At 61.5% G+C, this 15,544-nt stretch carries 8 protein-coding genes; 5 read left to right on the top strand and 3 right to left on the bottom strand.

The annotated features are described in order from the left end of the window. Positions 1 to 158: 158 nt before the first annotated feature. The 4 genes from QP457_RS11085 to QP457_RS11070 all read left to right on the top strand — a co-directional run bounded on the left by QP457_RS11085 (position 159) and on the right by QP457_RS11070 (position 11,757). The gene (locus tag QP457_RS11085) at positions 159 to 2,321 is read left to right on the top strand and encodes a type I secretion system permease/ATPase (RefSeq protein WP_205404102.1); all 2,163 of its coding nucleotides are present in this window, start codon (positions 159 to 161) and stop codon (positions 2,319 to 2,321) included. Further along, entirely contained in the window at positions 2,318 to 3,739 is a 1,422-nt protein-coding gene (locus QP457_RS11080) for an HlyD family type I secretion periplasmic adaptor subunit (protein WP_205404101.1), read from the top strand. Before QP457_RS11085 ends, QP457_RS11080 begins: the two co-directional genes overlap by 4 nt. Before the next feature lie 77 nt (positions 3,740 to 3,816). Then, complete coding sequence (locus QP457_RS11075) at positions 3,817 to 4,341, top strand: transporter (RefSeq protein WP_205404100.1); 525 nt, start codon at positions 3,817 to 3,819, stop codon at positions 4,339 to 4,341. A gap of 153 nt (positions 4,342 to 4,494) precedes the next feature. Continuing rightward, the gene (locus QP457_RS11070; RefSeq protein ID WP_286040594.1) at positions 4,495 to 11,757 is read left to right on the top strand and encodes a calcium-binding protein; all 7,263 of its coding nucleotides are present in this window, start codon (positions 4,495 to 4,497) and stop codon (positions 11,755 to 11,757) included. Between the two features lie 90 nt (positions 11,758 to 11,847). Here the strand turns inward: QP457_RS11070 and QP457_RS11065 are convergent, their stop codons facing one another. Beyond that, positions 11,848 to 12,351 carry a hypothetical protein gene (locus QP457_RS11065; RefSeq protein ID WP_240196386.1) on the bottom strand — a complete coding sequence of 168 codons (504 nt, stop codon included), beginning with the start codon at positions 12,349 to 12,351 and terminating at the stop codon, positions 11,848 to 11,850. Between the two features lie 12 nt (positions 12,352 to 12,363). Beyond that, complete coding sequence (locus QP457_RS11060) at positions 12,364 to 12,720, bottom strand: hypothetical protein (RefSeq protein WP_205404099.1); 357 nt, start codon at positions 12,718 to 12,720, stop codon at positions 12,364 to 12,366. Positions 12,721 to 13,325: 605 nt separating this feature from the next. Here QP457_RS11060 and QP457_RS11055 point away from each other — a divergent pair. Beyond that, positions 13,326 to 14,009, top strand: a complete 684-nt coding sequence (locus QP457_RS11055; protein WP_240196385.1) for a hypothetical protein — start codon at positions 13,326 to 13,328, stop codon at positions 14,007 to 14,009. Between the two features lie 370 nt (positions 14,010 to 14,379). Here the strand turns inward: QP457_RS11055 and QP457_RS11050 are convergent, their stop codons facing one another. Continuing rightward, on the bottom strand, positions 14,380 to 15,471 hold the full coding sequence (locus QP457_RS11050) for a hypothetical protein (protein WP_205404097.1): 1,092 nt from the start codon (positions 15,469 to 15,471) through the stop codon (positions 14,380 to 14,382). Positions 15,472 to 15,544 lie beyond the last annotated feature (73 nt).

Below are 15,544 nucleotides of genomic sequence, written 5' to 3'. Positions count from 1 at the left end.
GCGGCAGGGAAGGAAAGGCCACTGGTCGTCCCTCTCGTCGTCGTGCTCGGCGCCCGGGAGGCAAGCCGTATCGAGCCCCGCCTCCACTTGACAGGGCTATTCACTGACTCCAAGCTCCGCGCGGGGTTGCGCACAATGGAAGCTGCGCAGGGGATGTTATGCCACAGGGAGACGCGGCACCTTCGGTGCCGGGGGAAGTGCATGTGCAGGGTCAGCAGGATCTTGCGCTGCGCGGTTTGGTACTGCTTGCTCAATTCCACGGTATTGCGGCTGACGCAAGTCAGCTGGCGCACGACGCTGGGCTGGGCAATACCCCCACGGACGAGACAACATTGGTATTGGCGGCCCGCAAGCTGGGCTTCAAGGCGCGGATGGTGTCGACGCCACCTGCGCGCCTCGGGCTGGCCAACCTGCCTGCACTGGCGCTCGGTGAGGATGGTGATGCGTTCATCATCGCCCGCATCAATGGCGATCAGGTGCTGATCCACGACTTGGCCCAGAAGCGCCCGCAGAGTATCGACATGGCGACGCTCCAGCAACGCTATCGTGGGCGATTGCTGCAGGTGGCGTCGCGGGCTTCGGTTCTCGGCGAACTGGCCCGGTTTGATTTCAGCTGGTTCATCCCAGCGGTGGTCAAGTATCGGAAGATGCTGCTGGAGGTCTTCGCGGTTTCGTTCTTCATCCAGTTGTTCGCACTGGTCACACCCCTGTTCTATCAGGTGGTGATGGACAAGGTGCTGGTGCATCGAGGCCTGACTACACTGGATGTGATTGCCATCGGCCTGGTGTCCATCGCCGTCTTCGACATCGTGCTCGGTGGACTGCGTACCTACGTATTCGCCCACACCACCAGCAAGATCGACGTAGAGCTCGGCGCCCGCCTCTTCCGGCATGTGCTGGCATTGCCGCTGGCGTATTTCGAATCCCGCCGCGTGGGCGACACCATCGCACGCGTGCGCGAGCTGGAAAACATCCGGAACTTCCTGACCGGACAGGCATTGACCTCGGTACTGGACCTGCTTTTCACCGTGGTCTTCCTGGCAGTGATGTTCCACTACAGTGGCTGGCTGACTCTGATCGTCGTGATCTCGTTACCGCTGTATGCGCTCATTTCGGCGGGCATCACACCGGTACTGCGCAAACGGCTGGATGAGAAGTTCGCACGAGGCGCTGACAACCAGTCCTTCCTGGTCGAAACGATCAGCGGTATCGGCACAGTGAAGGCCAATGCAGTCGATCCACGCGTCACGCGCACTTGGGACAACCAGCTCGCCGGGTACGTGAATGCCGGCTTTGGAGTCACCAAGATCGCCACCGTCGGCCAGCAGAGCGTGCAGTTGGTGCAGAAGCTGGTCAGCGTGGCCATCCTGTTCTGGGGCGCGAAGCTGGTGATCGATGGCAAGCTGTCACTGGGGCAACTGATCGCCTTCAATATGCTGTCCGGGCAGGTGGCCGCCCCAATCATCCGCCTTGCGCAGCTGTGGCAGGACTTCCAGCAGGTGGGCATCTCGGTCCAGCGACTGGGTGACATCCTCAATACCCGCACCGAGCTCCCAGGCAGCCGGATGGCATTGCCTCCCATCCGTGGTGATGTCACTTTCGAGCAGGTTGGATTCCGCTACCGCCCAGATACCCCCGAGATCCTTGCAGGCATCGACCTGCATATTCCCGCCGGGCAGGTGATCGGCATCGTTGGGCGCTCAGGATCCGGCAAGAGTACGTTGACCAAGCTGGTCCAGCGCCTGTACACGCCTGAGCGAGGGCGGGTCCTGGTGGACGGGCACGATCTGGCCCTGGCCGATCCAGCCTGGTTGCGGAGGCAGCTGGGCGTCGTGCTGCAGGAGAACTTCCTGTTCAACCGCAGCGTGCGCGAGAACATCGCACTGAGCGATCCAGGCATGCCGCTCGAGCGAGTGATCAAGGCGGCAACCCTGGCCGGCGCCCACGAGTTCATTTCGGCGCTGCCTGAAGGGTACGACACCAAGGTAGGTGAGCAAGGCGCAGGCCTTTCAGGCGGCCAGCGACAGCGCGTGGCGATTGCCCGTGCACTGATCACCGACCCACGCATTCTGATCCTGGACGAGGCCACCAGTGCACTGGATTACGAGTCGGAGCACGCGGTGATGTCCAACATGCGCGAGATCTGCAGGGGCCGTACCGTCATCATCATCGCGCACCGCCTGTCCACTGTGCGCAGGGCCAACCGGATCGTGGTCGTGGATCGCGGCCGCATCGTCGAGAGCGGAACGCACGATGAGCTGCTGACGCAGTCAGGCGGGCACTACGCTCAGCTGCATCGCCTGCAACAGGGTGCGGCATGAAGCACATCCGTGACGGAGTGCGTGTCTTCGCAGCGCGCTACCTGGCAGTGTTCCGTAGCGCTTGGCGTGTCCGGCACGATATGGATCCGCCTTCGCGCGAGGCCGAGGAGCGCGCCTTCCTGCCCGCGCACCTGGAACTGATTGAAACACCTGCGTCACCCACCGCGCGGTGGACCATGCGCATCATCATCGCGTTGTTCTGCGTGGCGCTGCTCTGGGCTACCCTCGGCAAGCTCGATATCGTCGCAGTGGCGCCCGGCAGGACCGTCGTGGGCTCGCGGACCAAGGTGGTGCAGCCCGCGGAAACCGGCGTGGTGCGGCGGATCCTGGTACGTGACGGCCAGACGGTGAAAGCAGGGCAGGTGCTGATCGAGCTCGATGCCACTGCCACTGCGGCCGACGTTGCCAAAGCGGACGAAGCATTGCTGAACGCGCGCATGTCCGCTCTGCGCCTGCAAGCCCTCACCCAGGCTCTGGAGGACGGCGCGGCTCCCGTGTTCCGTGTCGACATCGACCTGCCTGCCGACCGTGTGCAGGCCGAGCAGGCGCTGGCGCGCAGCCAGTACGAGGCACTGCAGGCCAAGCGCCACAATCTGCAGGCATTGATCGCACAGCGGCGCGCGGAACTGGAAACCACCCAGGCCTCGGTGAAACCGTTGGAGGAGTCTGCACGCATCTCTCGGCTGCGCGCAGACGACTACCGCAGCTTGTTGCAAGGCAACTACGTGGGTCGCCACGACTATCTGCTGCGCGAGCAGGAACGCATCGCAGGCGAGCGTGACCTTGCCACACAGCGCAATCGCGTGCAGGAGATCCGATCGGCCCAGCGGGCAGCTGAAGAAGAGTTGAGGGTGTTGGTGGCCGACTTTCGGCAACAAGCCCTGGACGGGCTGCGCGCGGCACAGGAACAGATCGGGCAGATGACTCCGGAAGTATCGCGGACGGAACAGCGCGACCGCCAGATGACCCTGCGCGCCCCGGTCGATGGCACCGTGCAGCAACTGGTCGTGCACACGGTGGGCGGCGTGGTTACTCCGGCGCAACCGCTGTTGGCTGTGGTCCCCAGCGAGGAAGCGCTGGAGGTCGAAGCCACCATTCTCAACAAGGACATCGGCTTTGTGCGCACCGGCCAGACGGTGACCGTGAAGGTGGAGAGCTTCCCGTATACCCGCTACGGCTACCTGACAGGAAAAGTAGTGAGCGTCTCCCACGATGCGATGCAGGACGAGAATCTCGGCCTCGTCTTCCCGGCACGGGTGAAACTCGACACGGCCACCCTGCAGATCGACGGGGTGCGCGTGCGCATGACCGCTGGCATGAGCCTGAGTGCCGAGATCAAGACCGGGAAACGGCGGGTCATCGATTACCTGCTGAGTCCGCTGCAGCAGCATACAGGCGAGGCGATGCGCGAGCGCTAGCACCCCGTCCAGCCGCCCCTTGGCGACCCGGATACGCTTCTGGATCCCTCATGACACATTCTTTCAGGAAGGCTCTCATGTCTGGCATGAACGATGGGCAGCAGCAACGTAACGCACAATGGGGCGGGGTCTCGCGCCTGTTCTGGCCCGCGATGGCAATGAGTGCGGTGCTGGTGGCGGGCGCCGATGTGCTGCATCGCACAGGGGCCTACCCGCAGGCCCTGTTCGATCGCAGCAGCGCCGATGTTGGAACATGGCTATACGTCGCATTGATGTATCTGGTCGCCATCCCGGTGCTGTTCTTCCGGATGAGACGACTGCTCGTAGGCTATCCCGTGCCATGGAACCCCCCTGCCAAGCGTTGGCTGCTGGGTGCCTTCTCCCTGATTCTCTGCAGCGGGCTGATGCTGCTGCCGGTGATTGTGCTGACCATTGGAAACAGCGCTGCAGGACGTGGCAAAGGCTTGTATCAGCTGTTCACCGGCAGCTTCTTCGGCACGTTCCTGGTGGGCGGCGTGCTCGCATACGGTGCGGCCATGGCAGCGTGGTTGTTGTTGGTCGGGACCCCCAAGCTCCTCTTTCCCCGTCCTCCAGCGCGATGAACGCGAGAAGGTAGTCGTCTAAATACGCTCCCGTATTCGGACGCGCCGCCTGTACGAAACAGAATCTCAGTACTGCCCCCGCCTCGCGCGGGGACATCGCACGAGTGTGTGTCATCCCTTCTATCTGGCCTGATTCAACAAGGAGTGTGAACCGTGGCAACTTCCGTAATTACGCTTGAAGAAATTCAGCAGAATGCTGGCGATCTCGCAGGGCACCTGAACAATTTCATCGGTGGCTTCTACGATGCATACAACAAAGGCTATGACTTGGCCGTTGCGCAGGGGCGCTCGCCGTTCGACGCTCAGATCGAGGGGCTGGAAAAGGGAATCCGAGCCAACGCGCACTATGCAGATCTCAACGCGCAGCGCTACGCCAACAATCCGGACCTCAGCTTCTCCCAGACCTACCAGAACCTGGCCAATCACTACAACGCGATGGCTGACAGCCTGGTAACCCAGAGCATCCATACCCAGGATCAGCTTAGCGGCTTCTTGGGGAACATGAAGACCCAGGCACTGAGTGACCTGGGCACATTCGGCAACAGTGCCGCCGGCAGAGCCCTCGGAGAGTATCTGGGGCCGGCGTTCGACGCGTACCAGATTGGCCAAGCAGCGCTGAACCAGGACTGGAATGGCCTGGGCAAGGCAGGTACCAGCCTGTTGCTGGCAGAGGCCTTCGGGTATGGCGCGATGGCCCTGCTGGGTGCCTTCGGTCTCACAGTCGGCCTTCCGGTGACTATCGCCATCGGTCTGGCTGCCGTCCTCGGCGGCTACCTGGGTGGCATGCTGTGGGACGAAGTGAACGGACCACTGCAGGACAAGCTCGGTGAACTGGGCGATGCGATCCGGGGCGACGACTACCGCATCGAGCGCTACGATCCCATCGCCTTGGACCTGGATGGAGACGGCGTTGTATCGACAATCGTTGATGGCGATCTGTCCGGTCCACTTTTCGACTATGACGGCGACGGCATTCGCACGGCAACCGGTTGGGTCGGTGCACGCGATGGTCTACTGGTGCGCGATATCGACGGCTCTGGCGCGGTCGAGAATGGTAGTGAACTGTTCGGCGACCGTACCCGCCTGCGCAATGGTCGCCTCGCTCTCAACGGGATGGAGGCGCTCGCCGATCTTGATTCCAATGGCGATGGATCCATCGACGCAGCCGACGCGGCTTTCAGCTCGCTGAAGATCTGGCAGGATGGCAACGGCAATGGCATCAGTGAATCGAGTGAACTGAAGACGTTGGCGGAACTTGGAATCACCCGCCTTTCCACGAACTTTGTTGGCAATGGGCCTGCCAGTGACGACGTGCCCGGCGGCAACCTGATGGGCACCAGCAGCTACACTCGCGTGGATGCAAACGGGGTGGAATCGACCCGGCTGATGCAGGACTTCAACTTTGACGCCGACACCATCCACAGCCGTTATGTGGACCGTATCGTGATTCCCGAGGCGCTGGCGGGACTCGCGAATCTGCAGGGCATGGGCATGCTGAGGGACCTGCGCGAGGCGGCCTCGCTGTCGCCCGCTCTGCTCCAGGCGATCCAGGCATTCTCTGCAGCGACCACGCGCAGTACTCAGCGTGAACTGTTGGGGGAAGTGCTCTACCAGTGGGCGCGGACGAACCCCAGGTTCAGCGACGAGAGCATCGTCCTCCACATGAGTGGCGGCCGATATGACGAAAGCTCGGAGAACGTCATCCGGCTTCGACCGGGCGAGCAGGTGTTTCTGGGTGAACCCGGCACCATGGACGAAGCCTATACGCGCAAGGTGCGTGTCGTCGAAGCCATCCTCGGAATGGAACCCATCGGCGCCGTATTCTGGGGCACAGAGAACCTCAACAACTATGGGCGGGTCTACGATGCCTTCTTCGAGGGCAGTTACGCACAACTTGCGCTGCAGACCCGTCTGCAGGCCTACATCAACAAGGTAACGCTGACCATCGATACCGTCACTGGAAAGACGGACGTGGACTTTGCGCCCGTCGACACGGTGCTGTTGTCCCGCTATTCCGCCGATCGCACCAACGCGGCCATCGATCTGGTAGAGCTGGCCAGGGCATTGCCGCGGCAGGTATCAGGTGCGGTTACCTGGACTCAGGGCGAGACGCTGCTGCGTGCGTGGATGGCCGAGAATGCTCAAGACTCAGTCTTCATCCAGTCGCTGGAACAGGTCGGACTGCGTCGTGGCATTGGCGGGACCGGCGATGACACGATTCTTGGCGAGGATACGCCGGATGTATCCGAATTCATCTCTGCAGGCGCTGGCGACGACGTGGTGTTCGGGGGCCAGGGCCGCAACATCGTGCGCGGGGAGGCCGGTGATGACGTCCTGTATGGCGGCGCCCAGCAGGATCAGCTCGACGGTGGCGCGGGCGCCGATACGCTGCACGGCGGATCTGGTGACGACTCGCTTGACGGCGGTGACGGCCGCGACAGGCTCTTCGGTGGCGCAGGCGCTGATTCGCTGAACGGCGGTGCCGGCGATGACCGCATCGATGGCGGTGCAGGTGATGATTATTTGGATGGCGGCGCCGGCAATGATCTCTACGTGTTCGGCCGCGGGTCCGGCCATGACGGCATCTACAACCACGATGCGTCCCAAGCGCGCCTCGACGTGCTCGAAATGGCCAGCGGCGTGCTCCCTTCAGACCTGAAGGTATGGCGCAGCGGCGACTACCTGTGCATCCAGATCAGCGGTACGGATGATCGGATCGACATCCAGAACTACTTCCGTGATGACGGCAACAGTGCCTACCGCGTGGACCTGATCCGCTTTGCTGATGGCACGCAGTGGACTATTGCGGACGTCAAGCAGCTTGTGCTGATACCAACGCCGGGGGTAGACGACCGTTATGGGTACGAAAGTGACGATGTGATCCAGGGCGGCGACGGCAATGAGTGGCTCAGCGGCCGCGGTGGCAATGACAGTCTGGCAGGCGGAGGCGGCGCCGACCGGCTGAATGGCGATGATGGCGATGACACGCTCGACGGCGGCACAGGCAATGATCATCTGTCCGGGGGGGACGGCGCTGACCTGATCCTGGGGAGCGAGGGTGACGACTATCTCGACGGTGGTAATGGCAACGATTGGCTGGACGGTGGTGCGGGCAATGACACTCTCCAGGGAGGTGCCGGCAATGATCGGTACATCTTCGCCACTGGTTTCGGGCGGGATGTGATCAACAACTACGATGCAGCGGCCGATCGCCTGGATACTATCGAGTTCCTGCCCGGCATCGATCCTGCTGACGTGCGTGCCACGCGGGTGGGCAACGATCTGGTCCTGCAGCTTGCCAACGGTGCGGACGTGCTGACGGTGCAGAACTATTTCGGAGAAGACGCTGCAGGCCCCTCCCGGATCGACGAGATCCGCTTCGCCAATGGTGCCTCGTGGTCAGTGGCCATGATCAAGTCGATAGTCCAGGCTGCCACGGCCGGCGACGATGTTCTGCGGGGCTATGAGGGCGACGATGTCCTGGTTGGCCTGCAGGGAAATGACGATATTTCCGGCGGCACTGGTGCTGATCAGCTTTCCGGCGGAGAAGGGGATGACCTGCTGCAGGGTGAGGCCGGCGACGACGTGATCCGCGGCGATGATGGAAATGACACGCTTACTGGCGGCGAAGGCGCGGACCAGATCTTCGGCGGCAATGGCATGGACGCGTTGTATGGCGGAGCCGGGGCCGACATCCTGGAAGGCGGGGACGACCGCGACTGGATGGCGGGTGACCAGGGAGACGACCTGCTCTTTGGCGGCGCTGGCGATGATGAACTGCTGGGGGGGTCCGGCAACGATGTGCTGGCGGGTGGCTTCGGCAACGACGTGCTGGAAGGCGGCGAGGGCGACGACGAGTACCGGTTCTCCGCCGGCGATGGTCGCGACCGGATCGTAGACAACGCGGGCACATCGACACTACGGCTCCTGGGTGTCGCCGAGGGCAGCGTGGTCATGCGCCGGGAGGGTTCGACCCTGATTCTCAGGATCGATCAGAACGGAGTGGATGAGATTCGTGTCGAGGACATTTTCGATGCGGACAGTGGGCTCGCAACGCGTGGCCTGCGCCTGATCATCGGCAACGCGGCTCCGCGCTGGCTGGATGCCTCCGCTCTCGACCAGCAGGTGCTGCTGGCTACCGGCCACAACGATGTGATCGTCGGCAACGCGTTGGGGAACATCATCGACGGCGCCGACGGTGATGACCAACTCTTCGGCGAAGGCGGCGACGACCTGCTCCAGGGCGACAATGGTGACGACCGGCTCCTTGGCGGGAAAGGCAACGATACGCTCCGCGGCGGTGCAGGTGTCGACTTCCTCGATGGCGGGGCCGGTGCTGACCGGGCGGAAGGCGGCCAAGGTGATGATATCTACGGCGTGGATGATGCTGGCGACTCCGTGATCGAAGGCGCCGGAGAAGGAAGGGACGTCGTGCACGCCTCGGTCAACCACGCGTTGTCGGCCAACGTGGAAGATCTCCTGCTTACTGGAAACTCGAACATCGACGGCACCGGCAACGAACTTGCCAACATCCTGACCGGCAACGAGGGTGCCAACCGGCTGGATGGCGGCGCCGGCGATGACCACCTGTTCGGTGGCCAAGGAAACGACCGCCTGCTGGGTGACAGCGGCAACGACGTGCTTGATGGCCAGTCCGGGGACGATCACCTGGAGGGCGGTGCCGGTGATGACATCTACCATGTGGACAGTCAGCTGGACAGCATCGCCGAACTCGCAGGCGAGGGGCTCGATGTCGTGCAAGCCACCAGTGACTACGCTCTGTCGAGCAACATCGAGCGGTTGGTGCTGGTGGAAGGGAGCAACGCCATCGCCGCCATTGGCAGCGTTGATGACAACGAACTGATGGGCAACAGCAACAGCAATCGCCTGGACGGCGGGGCGGGCGCTGATCGCATGCTGGGTGGCCTGGGGGACGACACCTACGTCGTCGACCAGGCGGGCGATGTCGTAGTCGAACTCGCCGACGATGGCCATGACACGGTGGAATCCAGCATCGATTATGTGCTCGGCGATACCCTGGAAGATCTGGTGCTGACCGGCACCGGCAACATCAATGGCACCGGCAACGGCAGCAACAACCAGCTGACCGGCAATGCAGGCAACAACCGCCTCGACGGTGGCGCCGGTGGCGACCGGATGCAGGGTGGCGAAGGAGACGACTACTACATCAACGATAGCAGCGGCGACTGGATCGTCGAGCATGTCGGGGAGGGTGTCGATACCATCGAGCGGCGCTATGAAACGAACCTGGTGCTTGCCGATGAGGTCGAGAATCTGATTCTGGCCGTCGGCATCCAGACCGGCAATGGTAACGGGCTGGACAACGTGATCACTGGCAATGCCGGTGCCAACACCCTGGGCGGCTGGGATGGCGACGATCTGCTGTACGGCCTGGATGGCAATGATTCGCTGTTTGGTGGCAGCGGCAGCGACACTCTGTACGGAGGCAACGGCAACGACTACCACGATGGCGGCGAAGGTATCGACCGCATGGAAGGCGGCGCCGGCGATGATGTCTATATTGTCGATGACAGTGCCGACGTGGTGATCGAGGCCGTCGGTGCCGGCAAGGACCAGGTCCAGTCGAGCGCCTCGTACGCGCTGTCGGACAACATCGAAAATCTGTTCCTTAACGGTGCTGGTGCCATCAATGGCAGTGGCAATGCGCTCGACAACTACCTTGCCGGCAATGCGGAATCCAACATCATCCACGGGCTGGGGGGGAACGATACGATCGTCGGCGGGGGCGGCAACGACACGCTGGTCGGCGGTAGCGGCGATGACAAGTACGTCTTCGACACCGGCAGCGGCACCGATACGGTGGACAACACCGGGGGAGGCTTTGACGGTGTGTTCTTCACCGGCGGCATCAGCCGCGAGCGGATTTCGTTCAGCCGCGACGGCAACGACCTGCTGATCACGCTGGACAACGCGGCCACGCCGTCCGTCCGCGTCACAAACCACTTCCTCGGCGGCGACGCCGCGATCGACTATGTGCAACCGGATGGCGGTTCGTACCTGACCACCGCGCAGATCAACCAGATTGTCGCCGGTGGCGGCACCGGCGGGCAGTTCGACCAAGTCATCCAGGGAACGGCCGCCGGCGAACAGCTGGCGGGCAGCTCGGGCAAGGATCTCATCGAGGGCCTGGCCGGCGCCGACACACTGTTCGGCATGGGCGGCAATGACACCCTGCGCGGCGGCGACGGAAACGACTACCTGTCCGGCGGCAATGGCAGCGGCAGCGGCTCAGGCGACGATCGCCTCGAAGGCGGGCTGGGCAATGACACATTGCGCGGCGAGGACGGAAGCAACGCACTCATCGGCGGCGCAGGTGATGATCAGTACGTCTATGGCGGCGGCATCGATGTCATAGACAACACGGGCGGCGGTACGGACTGGCTGATCTTCCAGAACGACATCTCGCTCTCCAAGCTGGCCTTCGCCCGTGACGGCGACAACCTGGTGATCACCGTCAACGGCAATGCCAACCAGAAGGTAACCGTCACCAATCACTTCCTCGGTGGCGACATGGCACTGGACTACCTGCAACCTGTCGGCGGCAATGCGTTGAATACGGCCGCCATCAACGCCCTGGTGCCAGGTGCCGGCGGCAACCCGGGGGGCGGCAACGATGGCGACTACCCGTCCCAGATTGCTGGCACTGCCGCGGGCGAGCAGCTGGTGGGCACCAATGGCCGCGACCGTATCCAGGGGCTGGGCGGCGACGACACCCTGTTCGGCATGGGTGGGGATGACAAGCTCGAGGGAGGCGATGGCAACGACTACCTGTCCGGCGGCAATGGCAGCTTCAGTGGTTCAGGCAACGACATCCTGATCGGTGGTGCGGGCGACGACCAGCTGGTGGGCGAAGACGGCAACGACCTGTTGTTCGGTGGTACAGGCAACGACACCTACTTCTACCGTGCAGGTGGCGGTGTGGATACCGTGGATAACACCGGCGGCGGTACCGACTGGCTGTACTTCGACGGCATCGCACGCAGCCGCTTGAGCTACTACCGTGATGGCGATGATCTGCTCGTGCGGGTTGACGGCGATTCTGCTCAGCAGATGCGGGTGCTGAAGCATTTCCAGGGCGGGCAGTACGCCATCGCGTTCGTGCAGCCTGGGGATGGAGGCAACGCCATTTCGGCATCGGCGATCGCCGGCCAGCTCAAGCCGTTGCCAGCAGCGACCTCACTTGCTGCGGCCCGTGCGGTGGATGCGTCGACCAGTGCCGAAGTGCGGCAGCTGATCGAGGCCATCGGCGGATTTGCCGGAGATGCCAGCTCCGGCTGGAGTGAGGCGCAGGGCAAGGTGTCGGAGCCATTACTGGGTCATGCAGCTTACGATCATGGGCATGCCATGAGCACCGCGGCGCGCATCAGCGCGTAAGGCAACGGCTGCCGAGGCGCCCGCGAAGGCGCCTCGGCACATGGTCATCGACGATTAGACCCAAGTCCTTCGGCACCGGCTCGACAGCTCTTACCTGTCGCAGCGCTCATCCTCAGGCACGCCGCCAGCGGCCATCAGCAGCAATCGATCCTGCACTGTTGGCTCCTGCACACCCTCGAGGACCTGATCCAGATAGCTCAATGGCTGCAGTGGCCACGCCAGCGTGGCCTGCAGGAAGAGGATGGCAGGCGCCCGCCGCCCGGCCCCAAGTGGCAGACTGATCAATAGAAGGGGCTGCTGCCTCTCCACGTACAGGACGGGCACACCCCTGCACTGGATCTGGAAGGAAGACGCTGCGTTCGGCCCGTCTGTCAGCTCGAAACCATCCCGTGCCCGCGCCTCTGCAAATCGGAGCGCGTGACGGCGTAGTGTCGAGAACATCTCATCGGATACGCCCCGGTACGCGAGGACCTCTGGCTCTTCAGGCTCTGGCCAATGAATCCGTGCTGCAACGACCAGCGCCAGAAAAAGCACCCACATCATCCCGTGGTGCACCTTCATCAGCGGAGTGCGCACAACCAGCGTGCACTTCACCCAGGCAATCCTTCAGCCCTCCGGCTGCAGCCGCTCGCTTGCGTGGGCTGCGAGCCCCATGCCGGCCATGATCAGCCCTTCCATTACCCGGTCGCCGACGTACTGGTCCGGCTCGCCGTTCTGGCGGGTGCGTTCGGCCGCCAGCAGCACTTCCAGCACCACACGCAGGCCTGTCAGTGAGCAATCGGTATCCGCCAGGGCCATCTGCCGGCCACGTAGCTGATGGCGCTCTGGCCAGGGCTGGCCGTTGGCGGCAACGCCCGAGCCGATGCTGTGCAGCAGCGCGATGAGGGTATTGGGATCCACGACTGGCCCGGCGGAGGGTGCCTCATGGATGGGCTGTGGGGCAGGGGAATAGGGCGTGGTCATGGCTGGGCTCCTTGCGTGCAGGCAGAAGCCGCCACCGATAAAGGTGGCGGACGATGCGTGGCTCGAAATCCGGCGTGCAATCAGACCGGCAGGCGCAAGGCCTCCACGCACCGCCCGCCATAGCCGGCAGACGGATTACCAGCCGGCACCACCTTAGCGATGGTGCCGACTGGCAAGCGTAAGTCACGATTACACAACCGGGATTTCGAGGCCCGACCACCGGTGTTCGGTGGCATGGCAAGGAATACCCCCGGTTGTGTGCGATGCCAATACAGTAAGGGCAATGCCGTCACCGTTTTCGACGTTTTCAGAATCGTTGCATAGCAGGGAAGGGCACTAGAGGCTTGGCCTGCAAGGGCTGTCGACCGTCCCGATTGGCCCGCATATTCTGTGCCGGTACCGACAGGCTCTAGCCGCGAGTAGGGCAGACGCGACAAATGGATGGACGGGGCGAACCCTTAATGCCCCCTCAGGTCAGTCTTGGTCCGCTGCAATCAGATTGCACCGTGTGGCTGACGCCGCGCTCCACGCCATGGCACTATCCGGGATGCGTCAGGGGCGCTTGAAAGGGGGAGTACATGGAAAGTACGCAAAAGAGACTAACGATGGCCGATGTGGCTGGCTGGGGTTCGGCTGTCGTCACGTTTGGCTTGATTCAAGGCGCGCTCTATCTGAAGGCGTACTGGGGCCACTTTGGCCTTGATCCCTTTCAGTTCGTTGCCGTGAGCGAACTGGCCCTGGCCGGCCTGGCAGGCATCGGCATGGTGTTGTTTCTCATGCTGGTGGCTTTGCTGTTTAGCGGCTGGGTCGATGTAAAGCTGACGAGCGGGGCATCCAAAAGCAAGCGGTTCGCCTGGCTGGGTCCAACGATCTTCTTCACTGGGCTAGGGGCGTTGCTTTGGTGGTCAAACGCGTGGCCTGTGCTGATAGGCCTTTTTCTGACGATCATATGTGCGCTGGCCGTACATCTCTCGCCAGTGATACCGACTGCCGTGAAAGATTCCCCTTGGCTGATCTATGTCTTGGTGATGCTGGTGTACGTCTCGATTGCTTCGAGCTGGCTTGGTTTCGAGCGTGCCAAGACGATTTCCTCTAGCGGCGGCAAGCACGTGACATCTGTGACTGTTGATGGAAGGGTGCAGGGCGGCCTGAGTCTGATTGGTCGCCTTGGCGATAGCTATGCGCTGTGGGACCCGGCTCGGAAGGCTGCAGTGCTTGTGCCTGTTGGCGATGTTGGGAGGTTGGAAATTGTGCGAAAGGATGTGATGCCAACTTCGGCTGGCCAGTAGGGCTGGGTTTCGGCAAGCATCAGAGCGCGGGCTGAGGCGCTCTTTCTTCGGGGGGCGGTGATAAGGAAGATTTATCGCGAGTAGGGGAGGGCAGCGTTCGATCTTGGATTCAGCCGATCGACGTAACGACAAAGACAAGAAAGAATGCGCACTTTCAGCAGAATGAGATCGCCTGAACCTCCGCACCAGGCAGGGAGTGCGGCATCCACATCATTAAATTTGGCCGATTTTGGTCGGATCGCTTCCAAGTGGGATGTGAGCGGACGTCCTCTAATGGCGATTGACCCCGCGGCGATTGGCCACCGACCGAAAGCGCCCACTCCTGACGTCACGTACCAATCGCGCGGCCTTGGCCATAGGTCTCCTGTCCCTATCTATTGAAGCTTTCGAATGCTTCCTTCATGAGAAGCTGCATGACTGCTTCCGGAGCAACCAGTTTTGACATATTAAGCCTCGCCACGAGAGGTAAATTGCCACCTTGGAATGCTACTCCGCGTCCATCGTGCGTCACCTGAATTGCGGAGGTCCCCTCGAAAAGACTCAGCGGGAGAGGGTTGGTGGCGTTTGGGTTATGAAATACAAACAAGCCATCAAAGTGGTCCTCTGGACTATCAGCAGAGACTATCTGGATTTTAAACTTCGGATGCTCATTATCCTCTCTTATCAGGAACACTGAGTTTGTTGGGTGCGGGATATCGTTCTTTGAAATTGCCAGCGACGTCAACTTGCCTAGTGTCACAGTGCAGGAAAAAACTACGGCTGACACGCAGCGCATATCTTCATCGTCAAATATTCTGATCGGGATGCTCGAATCGGTCCCTGGCTTTACGATTCCATCCCGTCCCCGGTAAGTCCTTATTTCGCTGTCAAAGTACATCCCATAGAGAAGCGCCAGCATTGGGTAGTGGTACTCTTTCCCATACCTGACTTGCGCGTAGGAGGAAATCGCAATTACATATGGCGCGTCTGGCTTAACCCAATCCAGGCCCGAGTACTCATTGATGTACTTTCTCTTTTTTGCGCTTATAGAGTTCGAATATCTGGTGATGGCCTCCCGCATAACTTCATCGTGATCGGGATCTTCCCATGGTGCTGTCACCATGCTGTAGATGTCATCGAGGTTCCGGCTGGACTCCGCGCGCCCGTCCTTTTTGATTTCTGAAACAACAGCTTCTACGTAAAATTCGCAGGGTTCGGTTACAACGAAGTCTGGGCGATTCCTTGTCCAGTCCACTTTCAAATTTAGGCTCTTAAGTGCCTGGAATAGATAGAGTTCCCAGAGGGTCGAATGGAATGTGGTTTGGAATTCGATACGCATCTTGTTGTCGCGATCTTCAAATCCGTTAGCCCATTCTTGAAGTACCTGCCTCTCTCTACCGAGGAGGATTTCATTTTTCAGCAGAAGGAACTTGTCATGCAGCTTCCTATTTCCAAGTCCTTTGTGGGTTTCGAATATGTCCATAACGATGTTTATTCTTTGGGTTGTTGGTTGGCTGGTGACGTGCGAAAAATTTTAGCACCGAAATTCAATCGGT

The organism is Stenotrophomonas sp. As-7, assembly GCF_030291015.1.
GTDB classification, from domain to species: Bacteria; Pseudomonadota; Gammaproteobacteria; order Xanthomonadales; family Xanthomonadaceae; genus Stenotrophomonas; species Stenotrophomonas lactitubi.
The sequence above is the reverse complement of the archived record's forward strand: the minus strand, read 5'-3'. Positions and strand labels throughout refer to the sequence as shown.